The 16,004-nt window shown below is 58.6% G+C and carries 13 protein-coding genes and 1 pseudogene; 7 read left to right on the top strand and 7 right to left on the bottom strand.

All coding sequences use genetic code 11. The annotated features are described in order from the left end of the window. Nucleotides 1-22: 22 nt before the first annotated feature. The 3 genes from EI171_RS11510 to EI171_RS11500 are packed head-to-tail and all read right to left on the bottom strand — an operon-like array spanning nucleotide 23 to nucleotide 3,008. Nucleotides 23-871, bottom strand: coding sequence for a carbohydrate ABC transporter permease (locus tag EI171_RS11510; RefSeq protein ID WP_161533381.1), 849 nt, complete (start codon nucleotides 869-871; stop codon nucleotides 23-25). Beyond that, nucleotides 868-1,833, bottom strand: coding sequence for a carbohydrate ABC transporter permease (locus EI171_RS11505; RefSeq protein ID WP_161533380.1), 966 nt, complete (start codon nucleotides 1,831-1,833; stop codon nucleotides 868-870). Before EI171_RS11505 ends, EI171_RS11510 begins: the two co-directional genes overlap by 4 nt. Further along, nucleotides 1,830-3,008 carry an ABC transporter ATP-binding protein gene (locus EI171_RS11500; RefSeq protein WP_161533379.1) on the bottom strand — a complete coding sequence of 393 codons (1,179 nt, stop codon included), beginning with the start codon at nucleotides 3,006-3,008 and terminating at the stop codon, nucleotides 1,830-1,832. Before EI171_RS11500 ends, EI171_RS11505 begins: the two co-directional genes overlap by 4 nt. A 1,281-nt stretch (nucleotides 3,009-4,289) precedes the next feature. Between EI171_RS11500 and EI171_RS11495 the strand changes: the two genes are divergently transcribed. From EI171_RS11495 to EI171_RS11485, 3 genes are all read left to right on the top strand, one after another. Then, on the top strand, nucleotides 4,290-5,162 hold the full coding sequence (locus tag EI171_RS11495) for an isocitrate lyase/phosphoenolpyruvate mutase family protein (protein WP_161533378.1): 873 nt from the start codon (nucleotides 4,290-4,292) through the stop codon (nucleotides 5,160-5,162). 424 nt (nucleotides 5,163-5,586) lie between these two features. Next, nucleotides 5,587-5,868 (top strand): helix-turn-helix domain-containing protein, encoded by a 282-nt coding sequence (locus EI171_RS11490; protein WP_161533377.1) that lies wholly within the window; start codon nucleotides 5,587-5,589, stop codon nucleotides 5,866-5,868. 141 nt (nucleotides 5,869-6,009) lie between these two features. Then, nucleotides 6,010-6,945, top strand: coding sequence for a LysR family transcriptional regulator (locus tag EI171_RS11485; RefSeq protein ID WP_161533376.1), 936 nt, complete (start codon nucleotides 6,010-6,012; stop codon nucleotides 6,943-6,945). Between the two features lie 257 nt (nucleotides 6,946-7,202). Here EI171_RS11485 and EI171_RS11480 read toward each other — a convergent pair whose 3' ends face one another. The 3 genes from EI171_RS11480 to EI171_RS11470 all read right to left on the bottom strand — a co-directional run bounded on the left by EI171_RS11480 (nucleotide 7,203) and on the right by EI171_RS11470 (nucleotide 8,490). Next, nucleotides 7,203-7,811 (bottom strand): DUF2285 domain-containing protein, encoded by a 609-nt coding sequence (locus EI171_RS11480; RefSeq protein WP_161533375.1) that lies wholly within the window; start codon nucleotides 7,809-7,811, stop codon nucleotides 7,203-7,205. Between the two features lie 46 nt (nucleotides 7,812-7,857). After that, on the bottom strand, nucleotides 7,858-8,052 hold the full coding sequence (locus EI171_RS11475) for a transcriptional regulator domain-containing protein (protein ID WP_161533374.1): 195 nt from the start codon (nucleotides 8,050-8,052) through the stop codon (nucleotides 7,858-7,860). Nucleotides 8,053-8,217: 165 nt separating this feature from the next. Further along, on the bottom strand, nucleotides 8,218-8,490 hold the full coding sequence (locus EI171_RS11470; protein ID WP_161533373.1) for a DNA -binding domain-containing protein: 273 nt from the start codon (nucleotides 8,488-8,490) through the stop codon (nucleotides 8,218-8,220). 648 nt (nucleotides 8,491-9,138) lie between these two features. Between EI171_RS11470 and EI171_RS11465 the strand changes: the two genes are divergently transcribed. The 4 genes and pseudogenes from EI171_RS11465 to EI171_RS11455 form a co-directional block, all read left to right on the top strand. Continuing rightward, nucleotides 9,139-9,420 carry a helix-turn-helix domain-containing protein gene (locus EI171_RS11465; protein ID WP_161533372.1) on the top strand — a complete coding sequence of 94 codons (282 nt, stop codon included), beginning with the start codon at nucleotides 9,139-9,141 and terminating at the stop codon, nucleotides 9,418-9,420. 805 nt (nucleotides 9,421-10,225) lie between these two features. Continuing rightward, the gene (locus EI171_RS45550) at nucleotides 10,226-10,567 is read left to right on the top strand and encodes a hypothetical protein (RefSeq protein WP_246740508.1); all 342 of its coding nucleotides are present in this window, start codon (nucleotides 10,226-10,228) and stop codon (nucleotides 10,565-10,567) included. Continuing rightward, nucleotides 10,537-11,124 (top strand): FAD-dependent oxidoreductase, encoded by a 588-nt coding sequence (locus EI171_RS45545; protein WP_246740507.1) that lies wholly within the window; start codon nucleotides 10,537-10,539, stop codon nucleotides 11,122-11,124. The genes EI171_RS45550 and EI171_RS45545 overlap by 31 nt, the downstream gene beginning before the upstream one ends. Nucleotides 11,125-11,618: 494 nt before the next feature. Further along, nucleotides 11,619-12,271 (top strand): annotated as a pseudogene (locus tag EI171_RS11455) (helix-turn-helix domain-containing protein); the annotation flags it as partial. Nucleotides 12,272-12,497: 226 nt separating this feature from the next. On the opposite strand, the gene EI171_RS11450 reads toward EI171_RS11455, so the two are convergent. Next, nucleotides 12,498-15,644 (bottom strand): amidohydrolase family protein, encoded by a 3,147-nt coding sequence (locus EI171_RS11450; RefSeq protein ID WP_161533371.1) that lies wholly within the window; start codon nucleotides 15,642-15,644, stop codon nucleotides 12,498-12,500. Between the last annotated feature and the right edge of the window lie 360 nt (nucleotides 15,645-16,004).

Genomic DNA, 16,004 nt, shown 5'->3' with positions numbered 1-16,004 from the left:
TCTGATCCCCTCGGTTCGCCTATTATTTGACGGCCCCTCCGGTCAGTCCCTCGACGAACCAACGTTGGGCTGCAAGGAAGGCGATGGTGAGCGGGAGTACCACAAGAGTGGATGCCGCCATCAGAGGACCGTAGTCGCTGCCGGCCTCCTCGTTCTTGAAGACCAGAATACCCAGCGTCGGCGGCATCAGGGACTGATCACGTACGGCGATCAGTGGCCAGAATAGGTCATTCCAGTGCCCGACCACCGAGAAGATTGCGAAGGCGATGACAGCCGGTAGTGCCATTGGCACCATGACCTTCCAGACGATAGCGAGTTCAGAGAGACCGTCGAGACGGGCAGCGTGCACGACATCATCCGGAATCGTCTTGAAAAACTGCCGGAACAGGAAGACGCCGAAGGGTGAGACGACATAAGGAAGGATCAGCGCGGTGTAAGTGTTGAGGATGGCGAGCTTGTACCCGAGGATGAATAGCGGCAGCGAAAGCACTTGGTGCGGGAGGATCAGACCGGCAAGCACCATGCCGAAAACGAGTTCGCGACCGAAAAATCGCAGTTTTGCAAGCGCGTAGGCGCAAGGAGCGCAGAGGAGAGTTTGTAGCGCCAGGATCAGACCGCATACCATCAGGCCGTTGCCCATGTAGCGGAGCAGCGGCGCTTCATTCAGCGCTTTTTCATAGTTTTCGATGCCGTAGAATTGCACGGGCCAAAAGGAGAAAGACGCGTGGAATATCTCGCCCGGCGCCTTGACCGAGAGCGAGATCATCCACAGGAAGGGAACGAGTATCAACGCTCCTGTGACGAGTAACACGACATGGCGAAACATGCCGGCAAGCGACGACAAGCCTTTGACCGAAGTGGCCACGCTCATTGGTAATGCACCTTCCTATCCATGACGAGGGCGTTGATCAGAGTGAGAGTTCCGACCATGGCGAGAAAGACGACGGCGACGGCGGCGCCATATCCGGTGCGCAGATACTCAAAACTCTCCCGATAGAGCGTGTAGAGCAGTACTTCGGAGGCAGCTCCAGGGCCGCCCTGCGTCAGTACCTTCACCGCGTCGAAGCATTCCAAGGCCCGCAGTGCCACGACAATGACAACGAACATCGAGACCGGCCCGAGCAAGGGCAGAGTGACGATGCGGAGGCGGTCGATCCATAAGTCGGCACCGTCGACATCGGCTGCATCGTAGAGATCTCGCGGGATGCTTTTGAGGCCTGCGAGAAACAACACCATCGCATAGCCGAGATTTTGCCACATCCCGATAGTGGCCAACACCGGAAGGACGGTATTTTCATCACGCAGCCAGTTGGCGGTCGGAAGGCCCACGGCGGCGAACATCTGGTTCACGAGCCCTATCGTGGGATGCAGCAGCGCCTCCCAGACAATGGCCATAGTGGTGACCGTCGCCATAAAGGGCAGGAAATGGATGGCACGATAGAACGAGCGGCAGGATTTTCCGCTTTCGATCAGAAGTGCAACAGTAAGGCCGGCAAGCAGCGTACCCGGCACGACGATCAGAACATAGATAGTGGTGTTGGCGAGGGAGGCCCTAAAGGTGGCGTCCGCGAACGCCTCGCGGTAGTTGGCGAGGCCGACGAAGGAAAAAGAGCCAGCCCCGAGCTGCCAGTCGGTGAGCGCGATGAAAAACACCCCAACCGCCGGCAGCATGAACAGCACCAGCAGAAAGAAAACCGCCGGGCCAGCCAGCCCGAATCCTGCGAATGCCACCGCAAAGGCTTGCCGACGAGCTGGTGAGACCGCAAGAAATGACGCTCCACGCCGCGTTAAGGACAAATTATAAGCGTCGGAAAAAGTACGAGGCTCGCTCATCTCACGGCCTCCCGGAGCGGAGCGACGTATCTGCAAACAGGATCCGGTTCACGCCGTAAGCGCCGTCCATCCCGTGTAAACAGAAGAATGCGATCCGGTCTCGCGCCGACATGCAAGGTCTGGCCGGGCGCGATATGCGGCGCCCGCTCGGCCAGCAGCCTTGCGATAAACGGCTGATCGATGCCGGCAAGATCGAGATGTACAAAGAGATCTGATCCCATGTGCTCGACCATTCGCACCGAACCTGTCAGCACCCCCTGGCCGGCGTGGTCTGCGACATAAAGAGCCTCCGGACGAATGCCGAGCGAGAGCGGCGTGCCTGCCAGGGCATGGGCTTCGACCGGGATCGCCGAACCAGCCACGTCGATTAGGCCGCGTTCACGCATCACGCCATCAAGTAAATTGATCTTGGGTGAGCCGATGAATTCTGCGACGCGGCGATTGTCTGGATCGGAGTAGATGCTTTGCGGTGGAGCAACCTGCAACAACTCACCATCGAGCATCACGGCCACGCGGTCCGAAAGGGTCATCGCCTCGGCCTGATCATGCGTAACATAGACGAAGGTGACGCCGAGCCGTTGGTGCAGTTCCTTGATCTCGGCGCGCATGTGCACGCGCAGCTTGGCATCCAGATTGGATAGAGGCTCGTCCATTAAGAAAACAGCTGGATGGCGCACCATCGCCCGACCAACCGCGACACGCTGGCGCTGGCCGCCCGAGAGTTGCCCCGGTTTGCGCGACAACAGGTGGCCGATCCCGAGGGACTTAGCCGTGCGGGAGACTTCCACCCCAATGTCCGCGGCGATCTGCGCCGTTCTTGGCAGAAGACGACCGAGAAGGGGGAGCCTCCGTAAGGCAGAGAGCCGACGCATCCGCAACGGCAGGGCGATATTCGACGCGACGCTCAAATGGGGATAGAGGGCATAGGACTGGAACACCATTGCAATATCCCGCCGCTTTGGCGGAACTCCGTCCACAAGGCGCTCGCCGATCGAGACGGAGCCTTCGTCCTGCACCTCAAGTCCGGCCAGGATACGGAGCAGCGTCGACTTACCACAGCCCGACGGTCCCAACAGCGTCAGGAATTCACCATCGGCTATCGACAGTGAGACGCTGCGCAGGATGGCCGTCTTACCGTAGTTCTTACTGATGTTTTCGATCAAAACCGATGCCATCGCATCACTTCCTCGCTGCCATGACGCTCTTTGCGCAAGCTGCGGACCTTCAAGACCCGTCGTGCTACAGCTGGATGACAGGCATCGAATAAGTAGATGGAATACCCTGCAATATGCGATAACTGCGGTACTGCGAGCTAAACAGTGCGGCGCCGCGCAATTTCCTCGTCGTGAGCTGGAAAGCGCTTCGAGTCCTGTTGAACGTTTCGAATTGGACAAGAAAATTCACACGTCTGCGCGGCACCCAACACACAAAGCGCCAAGCATATTTGCTCTGCTGGTGAAGCGCGGTCGCGAAACGCGCCGTCGTCTTCAGCGATGCGACGCAAGGCATCGCAACTTGCGATCATTTCATTCAACAAACACGAATGTCGGTTTTGTTCGCAACTTTGCCAACAAGTAAAAGGCGTCAACAATCCTGCTCAAACTTCAGGTGCCCCCATTGTCTCTCGTTGCAGAACGGCTCAAGGCTTGTCCGTCCCTTAGAAGCCGAGGCCATGGCGGCGCGAGCCGCCGAGCTACGCGAACAAGGCGCGGACGTGATCACACTCGGTCAGGGCGAATCCGATTTCGAAACCTCAGTTGCTGCCTGCGAGGCCGGCGTCTACGCAATGCGCGACGAGCTGAGAAATGCGCCGCGCTCGTCGGGAGCAGGCAGCTGGCAGTCCGCGGGACTTCGGTCGCGATTACGGGCTCAATTCCAGCATCGATCAGGCCACGGTCTTTTGCGGCGCGAAGCAGGTCGTGTTCAACGCGACCTTTCCAAGTCCGACACCGGGGCAACGGCGGTTCGGAGGCGGACGCAACGACTGGCTGGTGCGTTCCGTATGGCGCAGGACCTTTGACTCCGGTCAAGGCCACCAATCTCGTCCAGAAGTCGAACTTTTTGCCACAGGAGCTCGACCGCGCAATATGCACTGTCGAGGCGCTGTCTGGCGTCCGGGATCATCTGAGGCAATTCGCGCGCCTTTCCGCAAGGCCGCGAACTCGTGGTCGCTAAGTTGAGCCAGGCGCAAGGACCATCGTGCCCCTTACCCGGCGCATTCTAGGCGTTTTCCCCCTGCGCCGGATTGATTGGCAAACGCACCTGTGTTGCTGGGTGACAGAGACTGACAGCCATGTTCGCCATGCATCTTCTCGATGCGTTTGGGTCCCCTCCGCCCGGCGGGCTCCAGGCTTCGCCCGATATTCGCATTTCCCATGCTTCCTCGCTTAAGGATCTCACCCGCGCCTGAGATCCGATCATCACCGCTTGCGGCGCCCTAGCCTGAAAGACTTTAGATGTCCCCTGCCAAATGCCTGCGTGCCCGGATGGCTGAAAGTGGCCTTGTCCACATTATGGCAGCTCATAGCCCGCTTTCAGCGATCATCGCGGAGGAAGCCGGCTTCGATGGGCTGTGGGCCTCCGGTTTCGAACTTTCCGCACTTTATGGCTTGGCTGACATGAGCCTGATCTCGATGGCACAGCATCTGGATATGCTGCGAGCAATCGCCGGGCGCACAACGATACCGATCGTGGCCGACATCGACACGGGCTATGGCAATGCGATCAATGTCATCCATGCGATTGGCGAGTATGAAAGGGCCGGCGCCAGCGCCGTTGTCATCGAGGACAAGACATTTCCCAAGGTTACGAGCCTTGCTGCAGGCGGCCGCCAGCAACTGCTGCGCGTCGAGGAATTCCAGGGCAAGATCGAGGCTGCTCTTGCCACAAGGCGTGATCCGGAATTTCTTGTGATCGCGAGAACCGAAGCGCTCATCGCTGGCCTTGGCGAAGCTGAAGCCCTAGACCGCGCGCAAGCCTATGTGAAGGCTGGTGCCGATATGATCCTAATCCATTCAAAGAAGAAGGATCCTGGCGAGATCGAAAGCTTTTCCCGCGCCTGGACCGGTTTAGTGCCGCTGGCCATTGTGCCAAATGCTTATCCGGACCTGGATGCCCGTCGGGTCAAGGAGTTGGGCAACGTCCAGATGATGATCTATGGCAATTACGGTATCCGGGCCTCAAGCGCGGCCTTGAGGGACACCTTCCGGCGCATCATCGCGGATCGCGGCGTCCAGAACGTCCACAAGGATATTGTAGCGGTAGAGGAAATCTTCAGACTCCAGAGAATGGACGAGATTAAGGCAGCTGAAACGCGCTTTCTGCGCTGATGCAGGACTGAAGGTCAACTCTAACCTCGCCTGAACGGCTGTCGCTGCAATCTCGATGGTTTGGGACAGCTCATTCATCGGGGCTGCAACTCCATTTCGTTGAATGGAGGACCATCGGCCCCTCTCAGTCAGCGTCTTTGCTTTTGGTTCGAGGCTGTTCGCGCAAATTGGGACAACGGAATCGAACGGCTGCCGAGCCACCGGAACGACCGAGATCCGGTCAGCGCCCGCAAAACCTGCGCCGGCCGCAAATTGATAGACGGTCGACATACCAGCACTGATGCGGCCCGCCCCAATAGCGTCGGGGAACAACGATTCGGTGAGACGCATCGAATAGTTCGATCGAAGACCTCGAATTTTTGTGATGTTTTTATGTAGGTTATAGCCAGTGGTTTGATGACCATCGAAATGGCTGCCTTCGCGCATGAGAGCTCGTGCGCTTGTGGCTTACAATGTGCGCCGGATCCGCGTCGAGCGCGGTATTCCGCAAGAGCAATTGGCCTACGATGCAGGTGTTGATCGCTCCTATATGAGCGGGCTTGAGCGCCAACAGGCGAACCCGACAATCGATCTTCTCGATCGCCTTGCCGGGACGCTCGGAGTTGCTGTCTCCGAGCTGTTTGTTCGGCCATCAAAGGGTGCCCCGCCACCCGCTACTTTACCTAAAGGTCGCAAGCCGAAGCCGGCACGCCGCAAAAGGACCTAGCCCCCTTACAGCACCGAGCCGTTGACGGCCGGTCTTGTGCGGTACTTGACCAAGTACCAATGCGCTCCCACGCGCGGATTTTGTGCGCAGCCACCGCTTAATTCGCGGCAATTCAGCTATGGACATCGAATAATGTGATGAATGTTCAATCTGGCGCCGGAGCAGACAATGGCGGCTCAAGACGATGAAGTTCCGCTGAATGCCATCCGTGCTTTTGTGACTGTCGCACGCGAAGGCAGCGTCACGCGTGCCGCCAGCAGCTTGGGAACAACGCAGAGTTCGGTCAGCCGCTATTTGTCCGTACTGCGGGACTATCTGGGTGCGGACCTCATCGAGAGGCGCGGCCGGCGCAGTGATTTGACCGAGTTCGGGAGGCTATTCGCAAACGCAGTCTCTGAACCGCTTGAGACAGTCGGCTTCACCGCCAAGAGAATGCGGCGGCGGGCGGCCGCGGGCACCAATCGGATCGTCGTCCGCACATCACTATCGACTTTTGCATCCTCGCTTCTGATTCCAAATCTGCAAGCGTTCTCTGCTGAAGCGGGCGGCGTTATCGTGGATGTCATCAGCTCGCTCTCGCCGCCGACATCGTCGGATGACTTCGACATATTGATTACGCGCGACCTTTCTGTCATCGAACCCGCCGACAGTTGGGAGATCTACAATGAGGAACTGGTATGCGTGGGGCCGCCAAATCTGGTCGCGGGCAGAGAGCTCTCGATCGTTCGCTCAACGCCGATACTGAACATTACATCACGCCCCGACATCCTGCCGACATGGCTGAGGGCAATGAACCTGTCCTCAAACGACATACGAGCGGGCGCGCGGTACGATCACAACTATCTTGCTCTGCCGGCAGTCATGACAGGAAAATGCCTTCTTGTCGCACCAGAAATCATCGTCAGTGATCTGGTGCGAGGGGGCGCTTTGCAAATCATACCCGGCTCACGCGCTCCAAGTGGCATGCAATATCGCGCCTATGCGGTGGATCGCAGCGAGCATCCCGAGGTCGCACGTTCTTTTTGCCGATGGGTGGCTCGTCTTTGCAAGAAGGCAGCACTTGCGCAGGTTACCTGACGCCTACCAGGCGCCCTTCAATCCGGAACAGCGGGAGACAGTGCATTGCACGGATAGTCCAGCGCGCTCAACTTGAGAAAACCATCCGAGCAAAGCCGTCAAAGCCTTACGAGGATAGCCTTTCTCTGTTGCAGCCATCCAGACGGTAAACAGTGAGAGATCAGGACGCAAAGATCTCATCCTATCGGCTATCGTGTATCTCGCCAGCCGACGAATTGGCTGGCGGAACGGGAGTATGCCATTGATCTCCCAAGAGTTCATGAACTGTCATTCCTGGCCCTGTGGAGCAATGCGCGGCAGCGAAGGCGCATGAGGCGCCGCCCCAGCTTAACAAGTCGAATGGTTCGGCTGCGCAAATCGTCTGTTTTCCAGCCCCGCTCGGCGATACGGTGGCCTCCAAACAGGCCGAGCGCGATTTGGCGATAGCTATTTCCTTCCTGCCATCCATCGAGTGCGCGCAGCGCGAGGATCAGTCGACGCCGCTTGAAAGCCGGCAAAGCAAGAGGGGGCGTTCCGAGCGGCCGATGCTCAAGCGCGAGCCAAAGTCGACGTGCGGCCTGCAAGCGAAGCTCGAAGTTCGTGTCGAGCGGCAGATCGAGGGCGACAGCAGACCCGCTCGCCGGAAGCTTGCTCAGCCAAAGGCGATGCTTCGCGCCTCCGAGCGGCACGATCGCATGCCATCCATCTGAACGTGTCGCGCGATTGCGCGCCAGCCGCAAAGCTCCAACTGCCAGAAGATCGGTCTGTGACCATCGGTTGGCGCCCGTTGCGCGACGAAGGTCGCCCGGCAGATTGGCGAAATCGAGCTGGAAGCTTTTGGGCGCGATGCAGTTGGCCGCCCGCACAGCCAGTACGGTCGACAGCACCTCGGGCGCCCAGAAGACTGCTTGCTTGTCGAACGTCTTTTGCGGATCAGCTGGAAAACGAGAGCCCCCACTTTCGTCGGAACTGGCCCGCCGCTGCGCTTGAACGTTCGCGGCGAGATAAAAGCCTATAATCCTCTTGGTAGTCGCGATCCCGGCGCAGCCACTCCCAGGCCAGGTCGTCAGCTTCTGCGTTCTTGAGGCCGCTGTATGCTTCCTCAGATCTCCAGTCAGTATCCGCCATCGCCCATTTCCCCGCATGATCTTCACGCGCGGTGAACTGCAGCCGATGATTGTGGCGCTTTACCGTTGCGTGCGCGCCGTGTACTCACCTTGCATGCACTGAATCGATGCAATGATCATGTTTTACGATTGCTAGGAATTCCGCCGATCCTGAGATCGGCCGTGTTCATTCCTTTGGCCAACCGCCGCGCAGCAGATCACGATAGCCGTGGCCCGCTAGCCACTTGGCTCGAGCCAGATGACTTTCGAAGGTGCGTCGCGCACGGTCTGGTTCAAGGGTCGTGTCAAGCCCGAGCACAATGCGCGCGATTTCGCGCCAATCGGCCTTGTCAGCGTCGGCATCGAGAAGTCGCATGTAGGTGACAGCGTGCTCCTTGTCATATGACGTGAGCTCGTGCGCGCTGGGCGCCAAATCTGCGATCTTCGGATCGGCCGGCAATGCCTGAAACTCCTACCAAACTGAAAAATCTATCGAAATCCGAGCAACGATAACTAACGTGGGGCCATTTTGGTACCGCTCGAATCGTCGCAGTCCCAACCTCTTTTTGGCCGGACGCGTGGCTGCGAGCGCATATGACTCACAATGACCTGCTGGCTCCATTCTGCCCATTTGCTCTTTCACGGCGCTGGATCCACTCGCAGTCCATACCGGTGACTGGTCGCAGATTTGCCATGCAGCTAGGCTGTTCTGTCGCTTCACCCTCCCGGAACGGAAAGGAGGTCCGTCGTTTGCCCGCGCGCCGTGGTGAAAGGCCGCGGCCTGGAGGCAGCCACGTGGAGGAGAATTCGTTCACTTTTGGAGCTCCAGCTGAACGGTTGTCCTATTTGGTCGCGCCGCCTGGAAAAAGCCGCAGTTCTTCTGGGGCCATTTTGCTCTGCCGCCAGTAACGAACTGTCGCGCCTTGAGCTCGCTTGTGATGGGTCAATGGCATTCAAAGACGACAAACTCCACGACATCTGCGTCTCGCGGTGATCTGCTTCGTTGAAGCAATAGTGCGCGGACAGCCAACTGCCCGGCTGCCAGCTTATCGTAATAGTCTGGCTATAACCAGTGGTTTCATAATCATCGGAATGGCTGCCTTTGCGCATGAACGCTCGTGCGCTTGTGGCCTGGAATGTGCGCCGGATCCGCGTAGAGCGCGGCATTCCGCAAGAGCAATTGGCCTATGATGCCGGAATCGACCGCTCGTACATGGGCCGCATTGAGCAGAAGAAAGAGAACCCGACCATTGATCTCCTGGACCGTATCGCCGCGACCTTGGGTATTCACTTGTCCGAATTGTTCGCTGAGCCGGCCAAGGGTGCGGCGCCTCCCAAACCGATGTCTAGAGGACGCAAGCCGGCACGCCCGTGCCGGAATAGGAAGTAACTATTCCAGAGAGCCATGTTTGTAGCTAACGAGAGGCGGAGCGGCCTCACGTGCCCGCTTTGAATCTGCGGCGGCGACTCCGACCTCCGGCTCCAGCCGATGCCGCATCAGCACGGCTCCCCTTAAACAGCGCCCAGCGCGATCTGTTTCCAAGCAGCCAGAGCATCTTCGAGATGAGCGCTTAGGTTCCGTCGCGGGTTGGCTGGAAATGAGGGTGACGTAGTCTCCGGGGTGATCAACCTCGAATCATCCGGCGTTAGCGGGTCGGACTGGAGACCACGCCATGCCGAGCACTACCACGAAGCCCAATTCTGCGCAGCCTGCAGCCGAGATGGCTGTTGATCTTTTCGACAACTGTTTTGATCCGCTCGAGACCGGGCTGCGGGCTCGTGCGTCGGTTCATCGAAAAGCTGATCCGCGGCGAGTTCGACGCCGTACTATGCCAAAGGCGCTTCCGTACTCATTCTCGGTGCGCGTCTCGCTGGCATGACGGCCGCGCTGGAGCTACGCAACGCTGGCTATAAGGTTCTGGTGCGTGCTGGAGTTCAACGACCGCCCCGGCGGGCGGAACTGGACGCTCGTGGAGGCGATGCTTATGTTGAACTCGGCGGCTTCAGGCAGACCTGCGCCTTCGAGGACGGACTTCATCTTGATCCGGGAGTGGCGGATTCCCTATCATCATCGAGCACTGTTGGATTATTGCAAGCGGCTTGGCCGTTGCGCTCGAGCCCTTCATCCAGGTCAATCACAATGCGTATCCCCACGCCTCGCGCCCTTCCGGGGGGCGCCGCAGCGAATCCGCGCAGTGAAGGCCGATTTCCAGGGCCAAATTTCTGAACTGCTTGCGAAAGTCGCAAAACAAGGCGAATTGGATCAGGGCGTCTCCGTGGAGGACAAGCAAATCCTGCTGCTTGCACTGAAATCCTGGGGCGCGTTTGATCATAACTACAAATACAACGAGGGCCTGATTGCCTCCGGATATCGCGGCTATGCCCCCCCGGCGGGTGGGCTATCCGCGGCTCCCCTTCCGAGCGGGCCGTTAGCGCTCTCGGACATTCTGAAGTCGCAACTGTGGCGCCATTTTGGAATGTCGCCAAGTGCGAATTGCAAACGACAATGTTCCAGCCGGTCGGCGGCATGGATATGATCGGCAAGGCCTTCGCGCGCGAACTCGGCGAGCTCATCCGCTATAGTGCAAAGGTCACGGAAATTTGGCAGAACGTTAGCGGCGTCACCGTGACCTATGTGGACGCCAAAAACCCCGCGCAGTCGCAAAAGGTCACTGCCGATTGGTGCCCGTGCACGATCCCGTTGTCGATTCTGAGCCAGTTGCCCATCAATGTAGGCGCCGCGATGAAGGCGGCTATAGATGCCGTGCCTTATACAGCATCGGTGAAAGTCGGGCTGCAGTTCAAGCGCCCATTTTGGGAGGAGGACGACGCGATCTATGGCGGCATCAGCTATACGGATTTGCCGATCCGAGAGATCGGCTATCCCAACACCGACTACAACAAGATCGGACGCGGCATCCCGCTCGGCGCTTATCTGTTCGAGGGCGCCAATTCCTTCGAGTCACCGCCATGCCGCCGGATGAGCGCGTGGCGCGCGCGGTCGAGTTTGGCGCGGCTATCCATCCTCAATACAGGACGGAGTTCGAAAACGGCATCTCGCCTGGCACCGGGTGCCATTCACGCTTGGCTGTAGCGGCTACTGGTCCGAGGCGTCCCGCAAGCAGCACTATCGCAATCTGTGTGGGATCGACGGGCGCATTTTGCTTGCCGGCGAGCATGCGTCCGCACTGCGGCCTGGCGGAGGGCGCAATCCTCTCCTCACTTGATGCCATCCCGCGGCTCCATGAGCGGGTGATCAAGACATGAGGCGAGGGTAACATTCGGGGCACCAAGCATATCACTGTCGCAGCCATCGCGACGCTGCTCCTGCAGTCGTATGCTGTGCTCGGGCAGTCGGCCGGCGCTGAAGAGCCGCCACTTTTCCTCCAGCTATCGCTTTGTCGAGACGAGTGGCGAGCAGCTCTATATCAATGTGCGCCGCGGTTGCCACATGGTCGATGTGTAGACGTTTCGACTTAATCTGACGGCAAGGTTTGAACTGGCAGGGAATGGAGCTGCGAGCGAGCAGGAGCGCTAACCCAAAGGGCGCTCCCGCGCAGCCCGCAGCGTCTCCCAGGAGACGTTACCATGACCCAGGAACTTCGCGCGAAGGTCGGAATGCTCGAATTGGCCAAGCAGCTCGGCCACGTCAGCCAGGCTTGCCGGATGATGGGCTATAGCCGCGACAGCTTCTACCGGTTCAAGGAACTGTACGACAAGGGCGGCGAGCTGGCGCTGATTGAGATCAGCCGCAAGAAACCGCTCCTGAAGAACCGTGTCGCGCCGGAGGTCGAGGCAGCCGTCGTTGAGCTGGCGATCGACCAGCCGGCCTGGGGTCAGGTGCGGGTCAGCAATGAGCTCAGGAGCCGCGGCCTGTCGATCTCCCCGTTCGGCGTGCGGGCAAGAAGCGGCTGACGGCGCTGGAGGCCAAGATGGCCCAGGACGGCCTGATGCTGACCGAGGCCCAGCTCGGTGCGTTGGAAAAGGCCAAGTCCGAGAAGGAGGCGCACGGCGAGTTCGAGAGCGAATGCCCCGGCTATTGCGGTGCGCAGGACACCTTCTATGTCGGCAACATGAAGGGGGTCGGGCGGATCTATCAGCACACCTTCATTGACACCTACAGCAAGGTGGCGTTCGCCAAGCTGTATGATCGCAAGACGCCGATCACGGCGGCCGAACTGTTGAATGATCGCGTGGTGCCGTTCTTCGATGCGCGGGGCATCCCGCTGAACCGGATCCTCTTGGCCCAAGCTGGTGGACGGCGACCGCCCCGTGAGTCGCGCCCCCATGCGATCGCTGCGCCGGATCGGTGATCGTGACCAATGCTGCCAACGCAACTCCAGGAATCATTTTAGACGCGGCAAGCTTACTTCCAAGGGTAGGCCTTGTGCTTACTGGCACAATGAGTTCAGGCGATCCCAAACCGACTGCTGCATCGAATTGTCGATTCCGTCGCAAAATTTGACTCTAACCGGTGCAACTCAGCCGCGGTGTCGCGGTACAGCAGCAGTAAACTCTGTTATTCTCAACAAATTCCTTTCCGTGCCACCAGAAACGCCTTTCGTTCACAGCGGTCCGAACCGGCGATAATGTCTTATTCCTTCCATGCTGATGAACTTGCGTTGCGACGAAAGGAGCCAGTAGATCTTTGACGCTTAAAACCTCGCCATTCTTGACCACATAGTCGACATTTGCGGCATCCTCGATACGCAGCAACGGGTTTCCCTCGACTAGGACGACATCGGCAAGTGCTCCTTCTGCAATCGTTCCCAACGGTTCGCCAAGAAATTCGCCGGGAAACCGGGTAGCCGTCAACATAGCTTGATATGGAGTCACACCATAGCGAACCATCGCCCGCAGATTAAGATGTAAGCTGATGGCCGGGAAATCGATCGGTGCGTCTGTGCCAGTGATTACGCGGCCACCCTTGCGCATCAACTCTCTGACTTGCACGACATTGCGTTCGAGTTCGGCGAGCGTGACCAGCCGTTTCGAACCAGACATCAGTCTAGTGCGTTCTTTTAGCCGTGCATACTCCCATGTGGGATAGAGGGTTTTGATCCGGATGTCGTCCAGCCACGAACGATCCTCGCCCAGCAACGCGTTAGCAGTGAAGATGGTGGGCGTACACGTCATGCCGCTTTGGACGAATACCTCCAGGAAATCTTGATATGCCGCGCCTGATCGGCTCATGGTTCGTGAGTAACCGAGCCGGCTGGTGGCACCGAGATGCTCCATCCCATCCGCGCCGAAGGCCGCGGCCGGGTACTGGTAGTGCGACGTGACGTGCAGACCTCGGGCATGCGCCCAGGCAATCACGTCGCGCTGTGCCTCGGGCGCCAATCGGACATAAGTTTTGACGAGATCATACGACAGGGCTTCCGCACGTTGCAACTCGCGCGCCAACTGTCCCTGCTCCGTGACCGGACGCATGAAGTTATAGAATATCCTAGAGCCGTCGATGGCTTCACCGGTCGCAAAATGACGCGGCCCCAACCGCGACCCGGAGTCGATGGATTCCCTGTCCTCCACCATGTGGTATGCGGGCGAACCGACCGATCGCGTTGTCGTGATCCCCAGCGAAAGCCACATTCGGCCTTGTCGATCGCCATATGAATACCCCTGCATTTGTCGATGGGTATGCATGTCCATCAATCCGGGCATGGCTGTCGACTGCGGAGCCTCGACGATCTTTGCATCGCCATAAGCACCGCCGTTCTGGGGCACGATGGCCGCGATCCTGTTCGAATCGATGACAATATCGACGTTCTCGCGAAGATCCGGACTGCGGGCATCCCATAAGCGCCCGACCCGGAGCACGGTTCGCCCCGAAGGCTTCGCCATCGCCCAATCCAACGAAAGCGGCACGGTTTGCGGCTCTCCCCCCTCGGCCGTAAGCAGCCGCAGACGTCCATTGCATAGATAAAGCAGCGTTTTGGAGTCGCCGCTCCAACTCGGAGCGTCCGTAACCTCCGCGTTGATCGCACGTGGGGCGCTGGTCAGCCTGCATCGGCCATCGACCGGAGCGACGTATAGCAAACTAGCTAGCACGAAAGCGACTTTCGTTCCATCAGGTGACCACACGGGTCCATCATCGCCGCGCGTGCTGAGCGATCGATTTGGAAGGGGAGATTGATATTCGACCTCGCCGGAAATTCGATCGACGGTGAGGATTTCACTCAGGCCCTCGCGATAGCTAGCGGAGCAAGGTTTGAACGCTGCTAGGGCAATCGTCCGCCCATCAGGTCCCCAACTCGGTCTGCCCGGCTCCCATAAAGGACCATAGACCTTCTGAATAGACCCGCTCTCGATTTCAATCGTATAAAGAGTGCCGGTCTGATCCAAAAAAGCGATCAATCTGCCGTCCCGCGACCATGATCCGGATAGCGCAGCATCGGGCAAGTACGTGAGTTGCCGATTCTCGCCGGTGCGCAGGTCATTCAACCATATATCCAGCTTGCCACCACGGTCACTCGAGTAAGACAGCCACCGGCCGTCAGGCGACCACGCCGGGTCGGATTTATAGAATCCGTCACGGCAAATGCGGCACGGCCGCTCCCCAATCGTCATCGTCCAAATGTCGTTCAGAGCGCGGAAAGCGATTTTGCGGCCATCCGGCGACAAGACCGGGCTGCCGATACCGAGCACAGGACGTCGTCCGATCGAATCGAAATCCCGGCGCACTTTCTTGTACCGTGGCTTGGCGATTGGAAGCTGTGCCGAGAATTCAATAACGGAAGACTCCGCCTTTTCCAGGCGTCGCCGCCGTATCTTCCCGCCGGACGTGTATACGAACTCGCCGATTGGCAACCATGATGCGCGAAATGGAAAAACGTCTTCGCCTTGAACTACAATGCCTCGAGACCGATGCAACTGAACCGTACCGTTGTCCACTATCATGTAAGTGAGATCGCCGTCGGGAGACCAGGATGGGCCGTGAATCTCCTTGGGATCGAAAAGGTCTGTCGGGTTGTGAACAGATGCAACGGTGGTCCGGTTACCAAGTTCGTCCAAAACATCGAGCGATGATCTGTTCGTAACGAATGCGATCTTTCGTCCGTCCGGCGACCAGGCCGGTTCGGTTTCCTCGGCCTCGGTATCTACCAGCGATTCCACGGCGCCAGTATTCCTGTCAAAAGCGTAGATGCCGTAGCCCAAACCGCGATCCGACGAGAACGCGATTCGCTGCCCATCTGGGGAGTAGACTGGCTCGCGATCATCGTTGGGACCGCGCGTAAGTTGCTTCAACCGGGTGCCATCGGCGCAGATTGTCCAGAGATGGAAATTTCCATCCCGATAGCATTGGAAAACGATCTCTTTCCCGTCTGGGGACCAGTGGGGTTGCGCGACATCGCCGAGTTCGTCAGTCATCCGTCGCGCAAGTCCGCCGCCGATGTCCACAAGCCAAAGGCTCCCGGCCAGATCAAATGCCACCGTCTGCCCAGTAGGCGACACGGCGGCAGAGATGTTGGTTCCCTCAGCAACAGCCGCGTAATGTTCGTCCCTGGAAAGGGACATAAGAGACAAGGAAACGTCATAAGGCGCCAGTATCGCGCCGCCACCCATCGACAGCACTTTACGGCGACTGATACCGCGTCGTGAGGTTGTCGTCATTTTCCAACAATTCCTTTTCGATTGCGTGCCGTTCTATTCCGGCCATGAATTTCGTTCGACATCCGGAGTGATTACGAGCGGGAGCGACCTCTCTCGCGGCTTCGACGCCGAGGACATTCTGTGACTCAAAAAACAACTACGACGGATCCAAGAAGCGGCTATATCGTTCGTGCTCTTGGGGAACATCGCGATGCTTATGATTAGGTGAGCGGAAAACTAAAGCGCGCCTCTCCCTTATGAACATGGCGAGACTCGGGTACTCCAGTGGCATGGCCTCCTCCACCGTTTGTCGCGGCGAAGGCCAAGCAGATATCGGGCCAGTCCGCTTCCCAACGACGCTGCAGTGCTTAGGAGCGGCTC

Origin of the sequence: Bradyrhizobium sp. LCT2 (assembly GCF_009931255.1) — a bacterium.
Taxonomy (GTDB): Bacteria; Pseudomonadota; Alphaproteobacteria; order Rhizobiales; family Xanthobacteraceae; genus Bradyrhizobium; species Bradyrhizobium diazoefficiens.
The sequence above is the reverse complement of the archived record's forward strand: the minus strand, read 5'-3'. Positions and strand labels throughout refer to the sequence as shown.

What these genes read in the sequence shown, in the direction of transcription:
- EI171_RS11465 (WP_161533372.1), top strand. Translation starts at nt 9,139, where the DNA reads ATGAACGCTCGTGCGCTTGTGGCCTGGAATGTGCGCCGGATCCGCGTA.
- EI171_RS11475 (WP_161533374.1), bottom strand. Translation starts at nt 8,052, where the DNA reads ATGGCGGATACTGACTGGAGATCTGAGGAAGCATACAGCGGCCTCAAG.
- EI171_RS11505 (WP_161533380.1), bottom strand. Translation starts at nt 1,833, where the DNA reads ATGAGCGAGCCTCGTACTTTTTCCGACGCTTATAATTTGTCCTTAACG.
- EI171_RS11510 (WP_161533381.1), bottom strand. Translation starts at nt 871, where the DNA reads ATGAGCGTGGCCACTTCGGTCAAAGGCTTGTCGTCGCTTGCCGGCATG.
- EI171_RS11490 (WP_161533377.1), top strand. Translation starts at nt 5,587, where the DNA reads ATGAGAGCTCGTGCGCTTGTGGCTTACAATGTGCGCCGGATCCGCGTC.
- EI171_RS11500 (WP_161533379.1), bottom strand. Translation starts at nt 3,008, where the DNA reads ATGGCATCGGTTTTGATCGAAAACATCAGTAAGAACTACGGTAAGACG.
- EI171_RS11485 (WP_161533376.1), top strand. Translation starts at nt 6,010, where the DNA reads ATGTTCAATCTGGCGCCGGAGCAGACAATGGCGGCTCAAGACGATGAA.
- EI171_RS45545 (WP_246740507.1), top strand. Translation starts at nt 10,537, where the DNA reads ATGTTCCAGCCGGTCGGCGGCATGGATATGATCGGCAAGGCCTTCGCG.
- EI171_RS11450 (WP_161533371.1), bottom strand. Translation starts at nt 15,644, where the DNA reads ATGACGACAACCTCACGACGCGGTATCAGTCGCCGTAAAGTGCTGTCG.
- EI171_RS11495 (WP_161533378.1), top strand. Translation starts at nt 4,290, where the DNA reads ATGTCCCCTGCCAAATGCCTGCGTGCCCGGATGGCTGAAAGTGGCCTT.